Origin of the sequence: Roseiflexus castenholzii DSM 13941 (genome assembly GCF_000017805.1) — a bacterium.
Classification (GTDB): Bacteria; Chloroflexota; Chloroflexia; order Chloroflexales; family Roseiflexaceae; genus Roseiflexus; species Roseiflexus castenholzii.
The window spans coordinates 4876098-4894894 of sequence record NC_009767.1 but is presented as its reverse complement, the minus strand read 5'-3'; the positions used below and the strand labels follow the sequence as shown (position 1 = coordinate 4894894).

Below are 18797 nucleotides of genomic sequence, written 5' to 3'. Positions count from 1 at the left end.
TTGACGCGCGCATACCGTCTGCTCTTCGTTCTTGCGCTGCTGGCGTTCTCCGTCGTTGCGCCGGCGCCGTCGGCGCTGGCGGCGACCTTCACGGTCAATAGCACTGCCGATGATCCCGATGCCAGCCCCGGCAATGGCGTCTGCCAGACGGCGGGAGGTCAGTGTACGCTGCGCGCGGCGATCCAGGAAGCCAATGCGCTGGCGGGACCCCATACCATTGCGTTCAATATTCCGACTGCCGCGCCAGGTTATGACGCAGCCGGGTTCTGGCGCATCCGGCCAGCAAGTGCGCTGCCGGGCATCACCGCCGGAAATGTGACCATCGATGGCAGAACGCAACCGGCAGGAAACCCCTCCTGGACACATCCGCGCATCGTCATCGATGGTTCGTTGATCACCGGCGGCGCGAATGGTCTGACGATCACGTCGTCGGGGAACACCATCCGTCGCCTGACGATCCAGAACTTTGCGACCTCTGCATCCGATCTTCTGGGGATAACCGGCATCGGCATTTTCATCCGCGATCCAGGCGCAACCAACAATCGCATTCATGGATGCTACCTGGGCACGTCGCCGGACGGCAGCAGCGCCGCAGCGAACCGTCTCGCCGGGGTGCAGATCCGCAATGCAGGGAACAATATCATCGGCAACCCGACGGCGGGCGCCGGTCCCGATATCGACACGGCCGGCGATAATGCGCTCGGCAACCTGATCTCCGGCAATGGTCAGACTTTGCTCATTGCCGCAAATGTCTACCTGACCGCTTCGTCTTATGACGATGGGCGCGGCAATGTGATCCGCGGCAACCTGATCGGCACGAACCTGGCGGGCAACGCCAAGATTGGCAGCGATCCGGGCAATCAGCGGTATGGCGTGCTGCTGTACCAGTACCTGGACGATACCATCATCGATGCCAACGTCATTTCCGGGCACGATGCCGTGCCTAACCCTTACGGCATCTACGTATTTGGCGACAGCGCTGCGAGCAGTCCGACCGATACGGTGATCAGCGGCAATGTGATCGGTACGACAAAGGGGGGAACCTCAACGACCCGCGTCCCCAATGGCGTCGGCATCTACATCGGCAGTGCAAGCAACACGCTGATCGGCGGCGCGACCCCGGCGGCGCGCAATATCATCGCGGGCAATGGCGTCACGTCGCCGAATGGCCATGGCGTTCAACTGAGTTCGAGCAGGGTTTCTGGCACAACCATTCAGGGCAACTATATCGGTTTGAATGCCAATGGCGCTTCGTTCGGGCGCAGCGGAACCGACTCGCTGGGCAACCTGGGGCATGGCATCTTTGTCGAGACCAATGCGCGCCAGACGACCATCCGCGACAATGTGATCTCGAACAATTTCGGGAACGGCATTCGCCTGTCGAGCGATGGTTCGGTCGTTGTCGGCAATCGCATCGGGGTCAACACTGCGTCGCCGCCGATCTCCGACGATACCTTTGCGAATGGTCAGGCGAGCATCTGGATCAGCCGCGGCACAACGTCCAGCGCGTCGCCGGGGAACCGGATCGGCGGCACGAATCCAGGCGATGCCAATGTTATCGCTTATGGGCTGGGATCGACGCCGGTTGCGGTCCAGATTCGCTCCGATGGCACGCCAAATACATCGAACAATGAGGTCATCGGTAATTTTATCGGTGTGGCGCCGACGGGCGATGCCTTGCGTGGCAGTCCATCAACAAGTTCGATTGGCGTATACGTCGTTGGCGCCAGCTCGTTGCGCGCCGACAACAATCGCATTATCGGCAACACCATTGGCGGATTGGGCACAGGCATCCAGATAGAGTCATCGTTTACAACCGGCAATGAGGTCAGCGCCAATACGATTGGTCTTGCCGGCGCCGGCAACCGATATGGCGTCTGGCTGTTTCAGACGAGCGGCCATACCATCGGTGGCGCCGGTGGCGTCGGCGTGAATGCCACACGCAACATCATTGCCAACAATACCCTGCACGGCGTTTTGGTGGGCATGAATTCGAACGGCAACACATTGTTGCGCAACCTGGCGCGCAACAATGGCGGCGCATCCGGCGGGCACGGGGTGATGGTCGACGCGACTGTCAGCCAAGTGCGTATCTCTGGGACGGAAACGAGCGAGAACAACGGGAAGGGGATCAACCGCGCCGGCAGCCCGCCGCAACCGCCGACAATTGTCGGCATTACCGGCGGCAGCCCGCCAACCCTTCAGGTGCAGGTTCCGGCCGGCGCCAACTGTGGCGCCAGCGGGTGCCGCGTCGAGGTGTTTACCAGCCCCACCCGCGACGACGCCGAAGGTCCGCGCTATCTGGCATTCCTCGACGGCGCCGCAGCCGGCGCTACGGTCAATGTGCCTGTGCCCGACTGCGACCGCTTCTTCTCGGCGACGGTGACCGATCAGACCAACAATACCTCGGAATTTACGCCGACGATGTTCGAGGCGCCGTTCAGTTGTCAGACCGACTTCATCCTTGCGCAGACCGGACGCACTCCGCCGGGAAGCGGACCGGTCAATCCGGGCACGATTGTGACTTACACCTATACGGTGACGAACACCGGCGCCTCGCCGATTGTGGTTACCATCTCGCGCACCGACTCAACCGGTTGGGCGTCGACGCCGTCGCCGGCGACCCTCAATCTGAATGCCGGGGCGTCGGGGACGTTCACGATCTCTGTCGCAGTGCCCTCGAATGCGCTGGCGGGAAATTACACCTTCAGCGTGACGGCGCAGGTTGGCGCGACGCAGCGCACGCTCAACACCACCACAACGGTGGCGCAGGTGTATGGTGTGGCGATTGCGCCGACCAGCCAGACCGCTACGTTCGCCCGACCGCAGGTGATTACATTTACCCATGCGATCACCAATACCGGCAATGGACCGGATACGATTGTGGTCACAGCCGCAGTGTCGCCGAATGATGGCGCGACGGTCAGCGTCATAGGCGGGAATTGTGTCAGTCTGGCGGCATTCTCGTCGTGTACGCGGCAGGTTCAGTTGACCATCCCTGTCGGTCCTGGCGCGTCGCTCTACACGGTGACGGTCACTGTGAGTTCGAGTGGCAATCCGGCGATTCAGGCGACGGCGACCGATACGGCGTCGGCGGGCGCTGTGCCGCAGATCGCCCCCGCTTCGCAACTGAAGGAAGGATTGCCCGGCGAGACGGTCACGTTCACGCACACGGTGACGAACATCGGTCAGAGTGACGGAACCTTCACACCGTCGCTCACGCTGTCGCAGGGCAGCCCGTGGAGTGGAAGCCTGACCGATCCGTCGTCCTTCACTCTGAACCCCAACGACTCGCGAGTGGTCACACTGACCGTGACTGTGCCGAACACGCCGATTCCCGATGCGGGCACGCTGGTCACGGCGACCCTGACGGTGCAGGCAAGCGGTGGGGCATCAGCGGCGGCTGCGAGCATCACGCGCGTTGGGCTGGTTCCAGGCTTTACCCTGAGTGCAGCGACCGTGCCGACGCTCAATCTGCCGCCGGGCGCTACGGCAGTCTTTACCCACACGTTGACCAATACCGGCAATGGGTTGGATACATTCGTGGTGACAGCGACGTTGAGCAGCGGTCTGGAAAACCTGACGGTGACGCCGTCCGGTCCGTTCTCGTTGGCGCGCGGCGCATCGCAGCAGGTGGTGGTGCAGGCGCGGGTGCGCGATGGGCAGGCGGTCGGAACTGAACAGATTCAAGTGACTGGTGCGCGTGTTGGGGGTGGTGTACCGTCGCAAACGCAGACGGATACGGTGAACGTGCAGGCGGCGCCGGGAGTGCGCCTCTCTCCCGGTCAGACGGAGAATATCACGCCGCCAGGAAGCGTGACCTTTACCCACGTGTTGACGAACGTTGGCAACGTGGCGGGCAACTTCAGCGTGAGTGCGAGCGGTCTGCCGGCTGGCTGGAGCGTCGCCGGTCCGACGAACCTGTTTCCGGCGAACTGCCTGACGGGTCTGGCGGCTGGCGCGACGTGTCGCTTCGATCTGACAGTCACCACGCCGTTGCAGTTGCCGCAGGTTCCGGCGGGCGTCTATCCATTCCAGGTGCAGGCGAGCACTACCAGCGTATCGGATGCCGTGACCGATACGGTGAATGTCCTGGCTGTCCCGCAGTTTGCGTTCACGGCGGATGAGAGTGGCAGCGGCGCGCCCGACACGGTGATAACCTTCACGCATCGACTGACGAACACCGGCAACGTGACCGACACCTACACCTTCAGCATAGCGGTGAGCGGCGGCGGTTTCAGCGCCGACCCGCCGGCGACGGTTGCCGCTGTGCCGCCAGGAGAGGGGCGGCTTGTGCCGTTTGCAGTGCGCATTCCGCCGGCTGCACCTGCCGGAACGACCGGTGTCATCACGCTGATGGCGACCTCGGCGCAGGGTGCGCCATCGCAGAGCGTCAGCGATACGGTGACCGTCAATGAAGCCGACAACGCGCGCCTCGAAGTGGTCGGTCCGGCGCAGCAGACGGTGTTTACGAGCGGTGCGCCAGCGGTTGCAATCTACACGCTGAATCTGTTCAATACCGGCAACACGACGATCAGTTACACCCTGCGCCTGAACCCGGCGAGCCTGACCGGTGGATGGACTGCTGGCGTCGCGCCGACACTCACAGCGGTACTGCCGCCGAGCGCAACGGCGCCGACGCCGCTAACCGTGCAGGTCAGCGTGCCCGCCGATGTTGTCGGAACGCAGGCGGTGACGGTCGAGGCGTTGCGCGGCGATGGCGCCGGTCCGGTGCTGGCGGCGGAGACGCTCACCACAACTGCGCAGTTGATCGCAACCGGCGATCTGCTGACGCCGCCGGAGAATCAGGGGTTTGGTCTGCCTGGCGAAACGGTGGTCTATACCCACACGCTGCGCAATGTGCGTTCGGTGGCGGATACGTTTGTCTTCAGCGCGCTCGTTCCGCTGGGATATGAGGTGACTCTGCCGCCTGCGACGTTCCTGTCGCCTGGTGAAGAGCGCGAGGTCAGTGTCAGTATTCGCATTCCAAGCGGCGTCTTCTCCAATACCGTCGATGCGATGCGCCTGAGCGTGCAGTCGGTCTCCGACCCGAATGTGGCAGCGGATGCACGCGAGTATACAACCATTCGCCAGGTGGTGAGTGCGGTCATGTCGCCCGAATATGTCCGCGTCGTGCAGGCAGGGGATCAGGTGCAGTTGACCCATCAGTTGCTCAACACCGGCAATACGACTGACACCTTTGTGCTGACCTTCACTCAAACGCTGCCGTGGAATGTCGTGCTGCGACCCTCGCTGCGCACGCTGGGACCGAACCAGCAGGCGCCGTTCATTACGCTGGATGTGAGCGTACCGGCAAATGCGCCGTCGGGATCGGTCAACCGCATCCGGGTGCGGGCGCAATCGCAGAGCGATCCGACGAAGGTGTTCGAGGTCGAGAACCTGTTCGTCATTCCGGTGGCGCTGCCGCAAGTGACGTATGAGGTCTATCTGCCGCTGGTGAAGCGATGAAGATTCTCGTGATCCACGGACCGAACCTGAACATGCTCGGTCGGCGCGAGCCGGAGGTGTATGGCAGCGTCACACTCGATGAAATCAACGCAATCTTGCAGGAGCGCGCGGCGGCGGTCGGCGTCACCCTTCTCACCGTGCAATCGAACCATGAAGGGGCGCTGATCGATTTCCTTCAGGCGGAAGGATGGGACGCCGATGGGATTATCATCAATCCGGGCGCGTTGACGCACTACGGGCTGGCGTTGCGCGATGCGTTGGCGATGCTCAAGGCGCCGATCATCGAAGTGCACCTGTCGAATGTCTATCGGCGCGAACCGTTCCGCCACACCTCGGTGATCGCGCCGGTCGCCACCGGGCAGATCGCGGGCCTGGGATGGCGCGGGTATTTGCTTGCCATCGAATGGTTGTTAGGGACTAGGGGCCAGGGACCAGGCACTAGGGACCAGGCACTAGGCACTAGGGACTAGGGACTAGGGGCTAGGGACCAGGCACTAGGGACCAGGCACTAGGCACTAGGGACTAGGGACTAGGGGCTAGGGACCAGGCACTAGGGACCAGGCACTAGGCACTAGGGACTAGGGGCTAGGGGCTAGGGGCTAGGGACCAGGCACTAGGCACTAGGGACTAGGGGCTAGGGGCTAGGGACCAGAAATGCCTCTCGCCTCTTGCCTCGCCCCTCACGCCTCGCCACAAATGCGAGATAAATCTCGCGCTACGCCATTGCCGGGACCCTCACGCCTCGCGCCTCACCACAAACGCGAGATAAATCTCGCGCTACGCCATTGCCGGGACCCTCACGCCTCGCCCCTCGCGCCTCACCACAAACGCGAGATAAATCTCGCGCTACGCCATTGCCGGGACCCTCTCGCCTCTCACCCCTCACCCCTCGCGCCTCGCGCCTCGCCCCTCTTGCCTCTTGCCTCGCGCCTCACCACAAACGCGAGATAAATCTCGCGCTACGCCATTGCCAGGCCCCCTCGCGCCTCTCACCCCTCACGCCTCGCGCCTCGCGCCTCGCGCCTCGCCACAAACGCGAGATAAATCTCGCGCTACGCCATTGCCGGGACCCTCTCGCCTCGCGCCGCTCGCCTCGCCTCTCGCCTCGCCACAAACGCGAGATAAATCTCGCGCTACGCCGTTGCCGGGCCCCTCGCCTCTCACGCCTCGCGCCTCACGCCGCTCGCCTCACCCCTCTTGCCTCTTGCCTCGCGCCTCACCACAAACGCGAGATAAATCTCGCGCTACGCCGTTGCCGGGCCCCTCGCCTCTCACGCCTCGCGCCTCGCGCCTCACCACAAATGCGAGATAAATCTCGCGCTACGCCATTGCCAGGACCCTCGCCTCTCACGCCTCGCGCCTCGCGCCTCACCACAAATGCGAGATAAATCTCGCGCTACGCCATTGCCAGGACCCTCGCCTCTCACGCCTCGCGCCTCACGCCGCTCGCCTCACCCCTCTTGCCTCTTGCCTCGCGCCTCACCACAAACGCGAGATAAATCTCGCGCTACGCCATTGCCGGGCCCCTCTCGCCTCGCGCCCCGCGCGCCTCGCGCCTCGCGCCTCGCCCCTCTCATACCAATGACCTGTGACCATCCGGCATGGTCACCCCGTGCAGCGCGAGGGGTCGTGCGCGACCCGCTGAGATTCCTCGCTGCGCTCGGAATGACCCGTCGCTGCGCTCGGAATGACCCGTCGCTGCGCTCGGAATGACCCGTCGCTGCGCTCGGAATGACCCGTCGCTGCGCTCGGAATGACCCGTCGCTGCGCTCGGAATGACCCGCATACGGCATCGTCAAGCGTCATTGGTATCACCCCACCCCTCGCCTCGCCCCTCTTGCCGCTTGCCTCGCCCCTCGCGCCTCACCACAAATGCGAGATAAATCTCGCGCTACGCCTTTGCCGGGCCCCTCTCGCCTCGCACCCCTCGCCTCGCCACAAACGCGAGATAAATCTCGCGCTACGCCATTGCCGGGCCCTTCGCCCCGCGCGCCTCGTCCCTCTCACCTCACCACAAACGCGAGATAAATCTCGCGCTACGCTATTGCCGGGACCCTCTCGCCTCTCACGCCTCGCGCCTCACTCCCACAACCGATAGCGCAGCAGCGCAAGGATCGCATAAAAGCCCTGGCTGGGCTTCATTTTTTTACCTTCTTCGTAGGTGCGCCCCAAATATGAGACCGGAACTTCATAAATGCGATGTCCACGCTTCAGCACCTTGGCGGTGATCTCCGGCTCAATGCGGAAGTCGTTGCTCTCCAGTTTCAGGTCGCGCATGATCTCGGTGCGCATGGCTTTATAGCAGGTTTCCATGTCCGAAATCCAGCAGTTGAACAGAAAATTGGTCAGGAACGTCAACCCCTTGTTTCCAAGGGCGTTCCAGAAGTACATACCGGTATGACGCCCCAGGAACCGCGAGCCAAACACCACATTGACGCGCCCCTGTGCAATCGGCTTCACCAATTCGTAGTAGTCGTTCGGGTCATACTCCAGGTCGGCGTCCTGAACAATGACAATCTCGCCGCGGGCGCGCGCCAGACCGCTGCGCACGGCAGCGCCCTTGCCGCGATTGTGCGGATGGCGAATGACCGTCATCGACGGATCACGCGCGGCTTCCTCGCACAGAATGCGATACGTATCGTCACTGGAATGATCGTCAACAGCGATAATTTCCTTGTCAAGATCGACGGCGCGCACCTTCTCCAGAATGGCGCGCAGCGTCGCCGATTCGTTGTAGCACGGAATAATGACAGAGAGCAGCATGGTCTCTTTCGTCAGCGAAAAACGAGCAGGAATACCGGCAGGAGCAGCAAGCCCAGCACGACGAGCATGCCAATGAGCAGTTTCAGTTGCTCGGCGCTGCGGCGTTGCGCGAGTTGTTCGCGCACATCTCTGGCGTAAGGAACGTTCGGTTGTTCCGTGAACAGAATGTAGCCGAGTTGATGCGGGGCGCGGATGGCAGTCGAGAGAATGGTCGTCACCAGTTCACGCGCGGTTACGAGCGGCGGCGCCCAATAGGCTTCGTCCCGGCTGATCGGGCGACCGGTGAGCGAACAGTACAGTTGCTCTTCGACAATGATCTGCGGCTTGTCCGCTGGTGTGGTAGAAGGCTCCTCGACAGACATTGCAAGTCCTCCGCCGATCAATTTACGTCCATGCACGCACAAAATGCTCGATACGGTCGAGCGCAGCCTCGATCTTCTCCATTGATGCCGCATAGCAGGCGCGCACAAACCCCGCGCCGCTCGGACCGAACGTGTCGCCGGGTATGACGGCGACCTGCTGCTCGCGCAGCAGCCGTTCGGCAAAGACCTCGCTGCTCATACCGAGGTGCGCCACCTGTGGAAAAACGTAGAACGCCCCCTGCGGTTCGAATGTCGGCAGACCAATCGCGTTCAGCCCGGCAACAATCACCCGGCGGCGACGGTCGTACTCAGCGACCATGTCGGCAATGAACGGTTCACCGTTGCGCAGCGCCTCGATCCCGGCGTACTGCGCCACCGTCGGCGCAGACATAATAGCATATTGGTGGACTTTGCGCACCGCCGCGACGATGTCCGACGGCGCCGCCATCCAGCCGAGACGCCAGCCGGTCATAGCATACGCCTTTGAGAAGCCGCCGAGCAGGATGGTGCGCTCGCGCGCGCCTGGCAGCGCCGCGAAGCAGGTATGCTGCACGCCATAGACCAGGCGGTCGTAAATTTCGTCGGAGAATACCAGCAGATCGTGGCGTTCGGCGAGTTCGGCGATGGCGGTCAGGCGCTCGCGCGGCATGACTGCGCCGGTCGGATTGTTGGGATAGCCCAGCAAAAGAGCGCGGGTGCGGGGCGTGATAGCGGTGGCGATCCGCTCTGGATCGACCTGGAAAGAATGCTCGACTGTGGTTGGCACAAACACCGGCTCGGCATCGGCGAAGATAACGGCGGCCGGGTAGGCGACAAAACAGGGTTCAGGAATAATGACCTCATCGCCGGGGTTCAGCGTGGCGAGAGCGGCAATCTGCAACGCCTCGCTGACGCCGACCGTGATGAGAAGTTCGGTTTCCGGATCGTAGCGCACGCCATAGCGCGCATACAGATGATCGGAGAGCGCAGTGCGCAACTCTAGCAACCCAGAATTGGAGGTGTAGCCGGTGCGCCCCTCTTCGAGCGAGCGGATGCCGGCGGCGCGGATCGGCGCTGGAGTGACAAAGTCGGGTTCGCCGACGCCAAGCGAAATCACGTCGGGCATCTGAGCAGCGATGTCGAAAAAGCGGCGAATACCAGACGCCGGGACGCGATCCATGCGCCGGGCAATGCGTGGGCGGGTCATACCTCACATCCTTTATCCAATGAGCCGCATCACGGCGCGGGTGGCGCCGGGCAGCGGATAACTGATCAGCGCGAGCAACCGTCCATACCAGGGCACCACGATTTCGCCATGCGTGCGCCGCGCGATTGCGCGCAGCGTCGCATCGGCGACCTGATCGGCAGTGCATGTTGAGAGGCGGGCAATGCGCGGGTACTTCTCGGCGCCGGCGCGGTGCTGAAACCCGGTTTCGGCGACGCCGGGGCAGATCATGGCGCAACGCACGCCTGTGCCTTCGAGTTCGAGCATCAGGGTGCGGCTGAGACCGACGAGCGCGTGCTTGGTCGCCGTATAGCCCCCCATATTCGGCGCCGCCACCAGCCCCGCCATCGACGCCATCATCACAATCTGACCACTGCGCCGGGCGAGCATGTGCGGTAGAAATGCCTGCGTACACGCCAGCGCGCCGAAGACATTCACCTCCATCATCGCCCGAACGTCTTCCAGGCGCGCGTCCGCCAGCCGGTCGAAGATGCCAAAGCCCGCATTGTTCACCAGCACATCGACGTGACCGAAATGGTCGAGCGTGGTGCGCGCCAGGCGCGCAACATCATCGGGATTGGCGACATCGGTGGCGACGGCGATGGCGCGGGTGGGACCGCCAGACGTCTCTACCAGGCGCTCGAGTGCGGTCATCGTGCGCGCTGCCAGCGCCACGCGCGCTCCTGCGGCGACGCAACGCCGGGCGATCAACGCGCCGAACCCGCCTGATGCCCCGGTAATGACGACGACCTGACCTGCGAGCGATTCCATGGGTCCTTCCTTAAAACGTATTTGCAACGTATCGGCGTGAGTTTACGCCGGGAAAGTTCGACTGTCAAGCGCCAACTTACGAAAGTGTTTGCTTGACAAAGCCGGAAAGCGGGTGCTATACTGCCGGTGAAGCGACACGGAGCAGCGGAGCGTGCAATGGTGACTCCCCAACGCGAGCAGGGTGAAACGCGCCGGCAAATCCTGCTGCTGTTGCGGCAGAAAGGTCCAATGACTGCCGCCGAACTGAGTAAGGAACTTGGCATTGGCGCGGTTGGTGTGCGTCAGCACCTGGCGCTGCTCGAACGCGACGGGCTGGTGCAAACCGGCGGCGTGCGGCGCGCAATCGGTCGGCCCAGTCATCTGTATGCGCTGACCGACGCGGCTGAGGCGCTCTTTCCAAAAGCCTACGACCATCTGCTGATCGATGCGCTGGAGTTCGTCCGGGCGCAAGGTGGAGAAGACGCTATCGAGCGACTGTTCGAAGCGCGGCGAAAGCGCCTGTATGTGGAATATTCGCCGCGCCTGGAAGGGCGGTCGTTGCCGGAGCGGGTGGCGGAGTTGGCGACGATCCTGAACGAGCATGGCTATATGTGCGAGTGGCGTCGCCTGCCGGACGGAGCGATCGAACTGATCGAGCACAATTGCCCGATTGATTGCGTGGCACGCTCGTACCCGCAAGCCTGTACCCACGAACGCGCCCTGTACGAAGATTTGCTCCGCGCGCCGGTCGAGCGGCAGCAAACCATCGCCGCCGATGGTCGTTGCTGTCGTTTCCGCATCGCAGACGAAGCATAGAACGTTCAGACCCGGATGGTTTGTTGAGAAGGAGGAAGAACCCATGGCTTTCACACTTCCGCCGTTGCCGTATGATTTCTCTGCGCTGGAACCGAACATCGACACCATGACCATGCAGATCCACCACGGCAAGCATCATCAGGCGTATGTGACGAACCTGAATGCGGCGCTCGAGGGTCATTCCTCGTTGCAGCATGCGACCATTGAAGAGATTCTGATGAACATCAACGATGTGCCCGAAAGCATTCGGCAGGCGGTCATCAACAATGGCGGCGGGCATCACAATCATACGCTGTTCTGGACCATCATGGGACCCAATGGCGGCGGCGAGCCGCGCGGCGAGCTGGCAAAGGCGATCAACGACGCCTTCGGCAGCTTTGCCGAGTTCAAGGCGAAGATTAAGGATGCGGGCGTCAAACGTTTCGGCAGCGGGTGGGCATGGCTGGTGAAGGATAAGGAAGGCAAACTCCACATTTACAGCACCGCCAACCAGGATAGCCCGCTCATGCAAGGGCATATGCCAATTCTGGGAGTTGATGTATGGGAGCACGCCTATTATCTGAAGTACCAGAATCGCCGCCCCGACTACATCGACGCCTGGTGGAATACGGTCAACTGGGATGCGGTGGCGGAGCGCTTCGGGCAGTAAAGGTCGAGTGACCGCGTGATTGTCGGCAACGGGAGGTCAGGGGCGCCGGACATCGCTCCTGACCTCTTGCCTTTCCGGTCCGCGACGATGAATAATCTATGGTACAATAATGGGTGATATCGCTTGCAATCGTGGCAGTACAGACCAGACAATGCATGTTGGTCGCTGGACAAGGAGTCGGACCCATGGATAAGTCGACCTGGACGACAAAGGTCGGCCTGGCACAGATGCTCAAGGGCGGCGTCATCATGGACGTAGTGACGCCGGAGCAGGCGCGGATTGCCGAAGAAGCTGGCGCAGTGGCGGTAATGGCGCTGGAGCGGGTTCCTGCCGATATTCGGGCGCAGGGCGGTGTGGCGCGGATGAGCGACCCGGAGCTTATTCTGGCAATCAAAGAAGCAGTCACTATTCCGGTGATGGCGAAAGCACGCATCGGGCACTTTGTCGAGGCGCAGGTTTTAGAGGCGCTGGGGATCGACTATATCGACGAGAGTGAAGTGCTGACGCCGGCGGACGAAGAGCATCACATCAACAAGCACAAGTTCCGCATCCCGTTTGTGTGCGGCTGCCGCAACCTGGGCGAAGGATTGCGCCGCGTGGCGGAAGGCGCCGCGATGTTGCGCACCAAGGGTGAAGCCGGCACGGGAAATGTCGTCGAGGCGGTGCGCCATGCGCGCGCGGTCTATAGCGAAATTCGCCGCCTGCAAACGATGGATGAAGACGAACTCTTTACCTATGCCAAGAACATCCAGGCGCCATACGAATTGGTGCGCCAGGTGGCGGAGAGCGGGAGGTTGCCGGTCGTGAACTTTGCCGCTGGCGGCATCGCAACGCCTGCCGATGCAGCGTTGCTCATGCAGTTGGGTGTGGATGGCGTGTTTGTCGGTTCGGGCATCTTCAAGTCGGGCGATCCGGCGCGGCGCGCGCGCGCTATCGTTGCTGCAACGACGCACTATAACGAACCGGAGATCATCGCCGAAGTCAGCCGTGGGCTTGGCGAGGCGATGGTGGGAATCGAGATCGGCAAGATTCCGCGCGATCAGTTGATGGCGGGGCGTGGCTGGTAGCAGGATCGCAGGGTGCAGCGCCCCTGCACCACTGCCAGATGAATCGTCTATGACGGTAGGAATTCTGGCGCTTCAGGGGGATTTCCGCGAGCACGAAGAGATGCTACGGCGCATTGGCGCGCCGACCCTCCAGGTGCGGTTGCCAAAACATCTCGACCGGGTCGAGCGGTTGATCATTCCCGGCGGCGAAAGCACCACGATCGGCAAGTTGCTGGCGATGTATGGGTTGATCGAGCCGCTGCGCGCGCGTGTGCGCGAGGGGATGCCGATCTGGGGGACGTGCGCTGGCGCGATTCTGATGGCGCAGCGCATCGCTGATGGGCGCGCCGATCAGCCGTCGTTGCGCCTGATGGCGGTGACGGCGCGGCGCAATGCCTTTGGTAGTCAGCTCGAAAGTTTCGAGATCGATCTGCCGGTCGAAGCGTTGGGCGGCGAGTCGCTGCGGATGGTGTTCATTCGCGCACCGGTGCTCGAGGATTTGGGCGACGATGTGACACCGCTGGCGCGACTCGAAGATGGGCGCGTCGTCGCTGCGCGCCAGGCGAATATGCTGGCGACCTGTTTTCATCCAGAATTGACATCGGATGAACGAATGCACCGCTATTTTCTGGAGATGTGAGGCGCTGTCCGGCGTTGGGGAATGTCCATGATCCGACCGGTGACGCTGAGCGACATCTGGACGTTGAGACGAAAACCGCGCAGCCAGGTGGCGCTGTTCAATGAGGCGATGTTGGTGTTGCCGCACCGCCCCTTCTGGTTCGCCCTGCGTTGCTGGCTGGAAGGGAGTGCGCAGGATTGCGCGACGTTCGTGTATCGCGAGGGCGCGCTGAGCGCGGTGGTGCAGTCGCTTGGGCGGCGCGGACGCCCTGAGCACGATGTTGCGCTGATGGCGTCGTATGGCGGCGGCAATGGGCATCCAACCGATCCGGATGTGTGGTTTCGCCTGCTCGAGTCGTTGTGTGCGGAGGTTGGCACGGCGCGGGTGCAGCGGATTTACGCGGCGCTGCCGCACCGCCACGACGAATTGCGCGAGATTTTTCGCCAGTTGGGATTCATCGGCTATGCGCAGCAGACGGTCCTGCGCCTCGATGGACCCGATTGGGATCAGGGGACGACGCTGGCGCCGATGCGCCCGCAGTCGAACCACGATGTGTGGGCGATCCATAAACTGTATGGCGCGGTCACTCCCCGGCAGGTGCAACACGTTGAGGCGCGCGATGCGCGCTCGTGGATGTTGCCGCTTGATCGCGCCTGGCGTCGCCCCTATCGGAATGCCTGGGTGCTCGGCGCCGGTGACCGGATGACGGCATATTTGCACCGCACGACTGGTCCGGTCGGCCATGTCTTCTCGCTGCTGATCCGACCGGAGGCGCGTGAACAGACGACTGATGTGTTGCGGTTTGGATTAGCGCAGATTCACGATGCGCTGCCGGTCTACCTGATGCTGCGCGAGTATCAGCAAGAATTGTTTCTTCCTGCGGGCGATCTCGGTTTTCAGCCGGTCGCCGAACAGACGCTGTTCTGTAAACACACAACCGTCGCCGCGCGACGATCAATCCTCGCACCGGTGCTCGAAAGTCCGGAGACTCACCCGCCGATACCAACCATTTCCTCTCGATGTGAGGATGGACGACTCTATGGCAATACAACGGGATATTACCAGCAATATCGAATTGCTTCTCGAGACGCTTCCGCCGCCTATCCGTCAGGCAATTGAGGCGGGTCCCGACGATCAGGAGGACCTGCTGGAAGTGATTATGGATCTTGGGCGCCTTCCGGAAGCGCGCTACCGCAACCACGAACGTTTTCTGAGCAACCACGAAGTGACCCAGGAAGATATCGACTACGTGATTGCCCGCATCGGCGCCTTCGGTGAGGACAACCGCGCCGGGATTCCGCGCACACTGCACCGCATTTCGGCAATTCGCAATCGCACGGGGCGCGTGATCGGGTTGACATGCCGCGTGGGGCGTGCGGTCTTTGGCACAATTACCATTCTGCGCGATCTGATCGAGTCTGGGAAGAGCGTGCTCCTTCTGGGTCGTCCGGGCGTCGGCAAAACTACCATGCTGCGTGAAACGGCGCGGGTGCTGGCAGAAGAGCTGCGCAAGCGCGTGGTGATTGTCGATACGTCGAATGAGATTGCGGGCGATGGTGATATTCCGCATCCCGGCATCGGTCGGGCGCGTCGTATGCAGGTGCCGCGCCCGTCGGAACAGCATGCGGTGATGATCGAGGCGGTCGAAAATCATATGCCGGAAGTGATCGTCATCGATGAAATCGGCACAGAACTCGAGGCGTTGGCAGCGCGTACCATTGCGGAACGTGGCGTGCAGTTGATCGGCACGGCGCATGGTCAGACGCTCGAAAACCTGCTGTCGAACCCAACCCTTTCGGACCTGATCGGCGGTATTCAGGCAGTGACGCTTGGCGATGAGGAGGCGCGCCGTCGCGGGACGCAGAAGACGGTGCTCGAACGCAAGGCGCCGCCAACGTTCGATATCCTGGTCGAAATTCAGAATTGGGATCAGGTGACGGTCTATCCCGATGTTGCAAGCGCCGTCGATAACCTCTTGCGCGCCGAGTCGCCGCGCGCCGAGGTGCGCCGCCGCGCTGCCGATGGTCAGATTGAGGTCGTTTCGGTCTCCGCCGTCGAGCAGCATATTCAGACGATGCCGGGCATGCGGCGTGGCGGCGGGCGTGAGCGCGGGGAGCGGGGCGCGCGCTCGTCGGCGATGCTCGCACCGACGCAGGCTGGCATGGCGCCGCAGCGCATCTATCCGTTTGGCGTCAGTCGCGATCGCCTGGAGCGGGCGATTGCCACACTGCATGTGCCGGCGACGATTGTGCGCGATATGGGCGAAGCGACGATGGTTATGACGTTGAAAAATTACTATCGCCAGGGGGCGCAGCGCGTGCGTCAGGCGGAAGAGCGCGGTGTGCCGGTTTATGTGTTGCGCAACAATACCCTGGCGCAGATGGAGCGTCAACTGGCTGATGTGTTCAATATCAGTCTGAACGACAATGGCGCCCAACGCTCTGCTGAGCGCGACGACGATGAGGCGATGACGGAAGCCTTGCTGGAGGTTGAAACTGCGATTACGCAGGTGCTGAACGGTGAGCGTTCGTCGGTCGAATTACAGCCGCAGAGCAGCTACGTTCGCCGTTTGCAGCATCAGATGGCGGAACGGTACAATCTCCAGTCGGAAAGTCGCGGGCGCGAGCCGAATCGTCGGGTGAAAATCTTTCGTTAGGGCTGCACCATGATCGGCGATGATCGATGAGCCTCTTCGTTACATTTGAGGGTCCTGAAGGGAGCGGCAAAAGCACGCAGGCGCGGTTGCTCTATGAATCGTTGTACGCGCGTCGCTATCCGGTCATTCTGACGCGAGAGCCGGGGGGGACGCGGATCGGTGACCTGATCCGCCGGATCGTTCTGGACCTCCAGCATACCGAGATGGCGCCAACGACCGAAACATTGCTCTTTTCGGCAGCGCGGGCGCAACTCGTCAGCGAGGTCATTCGTCCGTACCTGGAACAGGGCGGCATTGTGCTGTGCGACCGGTATGCCGATTCGACCTATGCCTACCAGGGGTATGGGCTGGGGCGCGATCTGGCGGAGTTGCGCACGATTACTGCGGCGGCGACGGGTGGCCTGCGCCCTGATATTACGTTTTATCTCGACATCAGCGCCGAAGACGGACTGGAACGAAAACGCCGGAAGCATCCCGGCGCGCGTCTGATGGGTCAGCGCGGCGTCGATCAGGAATGGAACCGCCTTGATGCGCGAGAACTGGAGTATCATCAACGGGTGGAAGCGGGGTACCGCGCGTTGATTGCCCAGGACCCTGAGCGCTGGCGGGTGCTTGATGCACGGCAGTCGATCGAGGCGCTGGCAGAGCAGATCGCGGCGATTGTCGAGCCGTATCTGGCGTCGATTCCGCAGTTGGAAGCCGTGCCGTACTCTTGAGGGTGTCGTATGAAACTGATCATCGCCGTTGTGCAACGGCAGGATGCCGGGGACCTGATCGAGGCGCTGACGGCGGCCGGCCATCGGGTGACTCGCATCAGCAGCGAGGGCGGATTTCTGCGCGAAGGGAATGTGACTCTCCTGATTGCTGCCGAGGATTATCAGGTGGACCCGATTCTGAAGATTGTGCGTGAACACTGTTATACGCGGACGCGGTATGTGTCGCCGTTGCCGCCGGTTGCGGAGTCGGGCGAGTTCTATCCGCCAACGCCGGTGGAGGTGCAGGTTGGTGGCGCGACCGTTTTTGTCTTGCGCGCTGCTGACGTGCGTCGCCTGACGCCATCAGAGCCTCGCTGAATGGATGTCAGGCGTCAGGGTGAGCGACGCGATGAATTTTCCCTCTCTGAGAATGTGAGGAGCAAGGGTATTGGATATTCGTGGAATTATTGCCAATGTTGCGCCGCTCGTGTCGGTGCTGGCGTGGATATTGCTGGCGTACCTGATCCTGCTCTGGGCAGCATCGGTGTTGTGGACGTACCGCGATATTCATAGCCGAAGCGAGGATGTGGCGGTGCAGGTGCTGGCGGTGACGCTGGCTCTGGTGCTGCCGTTTGGTGGCGTCTTACTGCACTTGATCTTGCGCCCACGCCAGACGCTGACACAAAAATATGAACGGATGCTCGAAGAAGAGTATCTGCGCCGCAATCTCGAAGACCCCCACGTCTGCCCGACATGCCAGCGACCTGTCGAACCGGATTTTATTCTCTGCCCCCATTGCCAGACGGCGCTGCGTCGCCGTTGCGGCTCGTGTGGTCGCGTCATCGACCTTGCCTGGAGCATCTGTCCCTATTGTGGCGATGATGGCACGGGTGTGTTGCAACGCCCCAGTTATCGCCAGCGTGTCGAAACCGAGCATGCGCAACTGTATGAACGATAATATGCTGCCAGACGATCATCGTCGCCTGCGTACAGGCGCGCTGTATGCCGCACTGTTGCTGATTGCGCTGGCGCTGCTGGTTGCGTGTGGTCCCGAAGCGCCGCAGGCAATCGATCCTCCTTCTGTAACTCGCCAGGCGGTTGTGGCGCTGCCTACCGCAACACGCCAGACTGTTGTCGTGCGTCCGACCGATAGCGAGCGACCTCGTCCATCTGGTGTGACGCCGGTTCCGGCGCCAACCGATGTTCCTGAGCGTGCTCCGTCCTTTGATGGTGATCCGCGCACAATGGGCGATCCAGACGCGCCAATTGTCGTAGTGGAGTTCAGTGATTTTCAATGCCCCTTCTGCGCCTCGTTCTCGCGCGAGGTCCGACCGCTCATCGAGGAGCGATATGTCAGTACGGGCAAGGTGCGCTTCGTCTATCGCGATTTCCCGCTCATGAGCATCCATCCGGGAGCGCTGCTTGCGGCGCACGTCGCTAACTGCGCCGGTGATCAGGGCGCGTTCTGGGAGATGCATAATCGGATTTTTGCGGGCATGGAGCAACGGGAATGGGCATCGGGCGATGCTGGCGATTTTCGCACGTTCCTGAAGTATGCCGATGAGTTGAATCTCGATACTGCTCAGGTGCAACAGTGTGTCGAGAGCAATCGTCACGGACCGCGCATCCAGGAGGATATTCAGGCAGCGCAGCGGGCAGGCGTTCGCAGTACGCCGTCATTCCTCATTAATGGGCAATTGCTGGTGGGTGCGCAGCCCTTCGAGGTTTGGGAACGGATGTTTGAGACTATTCTCAACAGTCAATAGCC

The 18797-nt window shown here is 62.0% G+C and carries 16 protein-coding genes; 12 read left to right on the top strand and 4 right to left on the bottom strand.

The genetic code is table 11. The features are described from left to right. Entirely contained in the window at window positions 1-5469 is a 5469-nt protein-coding gene (locus RCAS_RS19345) for an NEW3 domain-containing protein (protein WP_012122195.1), read from the top strand. Beyond that, window positions 5466-5939 (top strand): type II 3-dehydroquinate dehydratase, encoded by a 474-nt coding sequence (gene aroQ, locus RCAS_RS19340; protein WP_012122194.1) that lies wholly within the window; start codon window positions 5466-5468, stop codon window positions 5937-5939. Before RCAS_RS19345 ends, aroQ begins: the two co-directional genes overlap by 4 nt. Window positions 5940-7548: 1609 nt before the next feature. On the opposite strand, the gene RCAS_RS19335 is transcribed toward aroQ, so the two are convergent. Genes RCAS_RS19335 through RCAS_RS19320 form a run of 4 tightly spaced genes read right to left on the bottom strand, consistent with a single transcriptional unit; the run spans window position 7549 to window position 10569 of the window. Next, window positions 7549-8232: a glycosyltransferase family 2 protein gene (locus tag RCAS_RS19335; protein ID WP_012122193.1), complete on the bottom strand. Its 684-nt coding sequence runs from the start codon at window positions 8230-8232 to the stop codon at window positions 7549-7551. A gap of 11 nt (window positions 8233-8243) precedes the next feature. Next, a complete protein-coding gene (locus tag RCAS_RS19330; protein WP_012122192.1) occupies window positions 8244-8594 on the bottom strand; it encodes a hypothetical protein in 351 nt (116 codons plus the stop codon). Between the two features lie 22 nt (window positions 8595-8616). Next, the gene (locus RCAS_RS19325) at window positions 8617-9780 is read right to left on the bottom strand and encodes a pyridoxal phosphate-dependent aminotransferase (protein WP_012122191.1); all 1164 of its coding nucleotides are present in this window, start codon (window positions 9778-9780) and stop codon (window positions 8617-8619) included. Between the two features lie 12 nt (window positions 9781-9792). After that, window positions 9793-10569 (bottom strand): SDR family NAD(P)-dependent oxidoreductase, encoded by a 777-nt coding sequence (locus tag RCAS_RS19320; RefSeq protein WP_012122190.1) that lies wholly within the window; start codon window positions 10567-10569, stop codon window positions 9793-9795. A 156-nt stretch (window positions 10570-10725) separates the two neighbouring features. On the opposite strand from RCAS_RS19320, the gene RCAS_RS19315 reads away from it, so the two are divergent. From RCAS_RS19315 to RCAS_RS19270, 10 genes are all read left to right on the top strand, one after another. Next, window positions 10726-11364, top strand: a complete 639-nt coding sequence (locus RCAS_RS19315; protein WP_012122189.1) for a helix-turn-helix transcriptional regulator — start codon at window positions 10726-10728, stop codon at window positions 11362-11364. A gap of 43 nt (window positions 11365-11407) precedes the next feature. Continuing rightward, a complete protein-coding gene (locus RCAS_RS19310) occupies window positions 11408-12013 on the top strand; it encodes a superoxide dismutase (protein WP_012122188.1) in 606 nt (201 codons plus the stop codon). Window positions 12014-12198: 185 nt separating this feature from the next. Further along, entirely contained in the window at window positions 12199-13080 is an 882-nt protein-coding gene (gene pdxS, locus RCAS_RS19305; RefSeq protein ID WP_012122187.1) for a pyridoxal 5'-phosphate synthase lyase subunit PdxS, read from the top strand. A 49-nt stretch (window positions 13081-13129) separates the two neighbouring features. Then, window positions 13130-13699 (top strand): pyridoxal 5'-phosphate synthase glutaminase subunit PdxT, encoded by a 570-nt coding sequence (pdxT, locus tag RCAS_RS19300; RefSeq protein WP_012122186.1) that lies wholly within the window; start codon window positions 13130-13132, stop codon window positions 13697-13699. Window positions 13700-13726: 27 nt separating this feature from the next. Beyond that, the gene (locus tag RCAS_RS19295) at window positions 13727-14797 is read left to right on the top strand and encodes a hypothetical protein (protein ID WP_012122185.1); all 1071 of its coding nucleotides are present in this window, start codon (window positions 13727-13729) and stop codon (window positions 14795-14797) included. After that, the gene (locus RCAS_RS19290) at window positions 14718-16334 is read left to right on the top strand and encodes a R3H domain-containing nucleic acid-binding protein (protein WP_012122184.1); all 1617 of its coding nucleotides are present in this window, start codon (window positions 14718-14720) and stop codon (window positions 16332-16334) included. Before RCAS_RS19295 ends, RCAS_RS19290 begins: the two co-directional genes overlap by 80 nt. 26 nt (window positions 16335-16360) lie before the next feature. Continuing rightward, window positions 16361-17050 (top strand): dTMP kinase, encoded by a 690-nt coding sequence (gene tmk, locus RCAS_RS19285; RefSeq protein ID WP_012122183.1) that lies wholly within the window; start codon window positions 16361-16363, stop codon window positions 17048-17050. A 9-nt stretch (window positions 17051-17059) separates the two neighbouring features. After that, window positions 17060-17407, top strand: a complete 348-nt coding sequence (locus tag RCAS_RS19280) for a cyclic-di-AMP receptor (RefSeq protein WP_012122182.1) — start codon at window positions 17060-17062, stop codon at window positions 17405-17407. 70 nt (window positions 17408-17477) lie between these two features. Further along, entirely contained in the window at window positions 17478-17987 is a 510-nt protein-coding gene (locus RCAS_RS19275; protein WP_012122181.1) for a zinc ribbon domain-containing protein, read from the top strand. After that, window positions 17977-18795, top strand: coding sequence for a DsbA family protein (locus RCAS_RS19270; protein WP_232280068.1), 819 nt, complete (start codon window positions 17977-17979; stop codon window positions 18793-18795). The genes RCAS_RS19275 and RCAS_RS19270 overlap by 11 nt, the downstream gene beginning before the upstream one ends. Window positions 18796-18797 lie beyond the last annotated feature (2 nt).

Coding starts and splice junctions, on each gene's coding strand:
- pdxS (WP_012122187.1), top strand. CDS start 12,199: ATGGATAAGTCGACCTGGACGACAAAGGTCGGCCTGGCACAGATGCTC.
- RCAS_RS19310 (WP_012122188.1), top strand. CDS start 11,408: ATGGCTTTCACACTTCCGCCGTTGCCGTATGATTTCTCTGCGCTGGAA.
- RCAS_RS19330 (WP_012122192.1), bottom strand. CDS start 8,594: ATGTCTGTCGAGGAGCCTTCTACCACACCAGCGGACAAGCCGCAGATC.
- RCAS_RS19290 (WP_012122184.1), top strand. CDS start 14,718: ATGGCAATACAACGGGATATTACCAGCAATATCGAATTGCTTCTCGAG.
- RCAS_RS19315 (WP_012122189.1), top strand. CDS start 10,726: ATGGTGACTCCCCAACGCGAGCAGGGTGAAACGCGCCGGCAAATCCTG.
- RCAS_RS19320 (WP_012122190.1), bottom strand. CDS start 10,569: ATGGAATCGCTCGCAGGTCAGGTCGTCGTCATTACCGGGGCATCAGGC.
- tmk (WP_012122183.1), top strand. CDS start 16,361: ATGAGCCTCTTCGTTACATTTGAGGGTCCTGAAGGGAGCGGCAAAAGC.
- RCAS_RS19280 (WP_012122182.1), top strand. CDS start 17,060: ATGAAACTGATCATCGCCGTTGTGCAACGGCAGGATGCCGGGGACCTG.
- RCAS_RS19270 (WP_232280068.1), top strand. CDS start 17,977: ATGAACGATAATATGCTGCCAGACGATCATCGTCGCCTGCGTACAGGC.
- pdxT (WP_012122186.1), top strand. CDS start 13,130: ATGACGGTAGGAATTCTGGCGCTTCAGGGGGATTTCCGCGAGCACGAA.
- aroQ (WP_012122194.1), top strand. CDS start 5,466: ATGAAGATTCTCGTGATCCACGGACCGAACCTGAACATGCTCGGTCGG.
- RCAS_RS19335 (WP_012122193.1), bottom strand. CDS start 8,232: ATGCTGCTCTCTGTCATTATTCCGTGCTACAACGAATCGGCGACGCTG.
- RCAS_RS19325 (WP_012122191.1), bottom strand. CDS start 9,780: ATGACCCGCCCACGCATTGCCCGGCGCATGGATCGCGTCCCGGCGTCT.
- RCAS_RS19295 (WP_012122185.1), top strand. CDS start 13,727: ATGATCCGACCGGTGACGCTGAGCGACATCTGGACGTTGAGACGAAAA.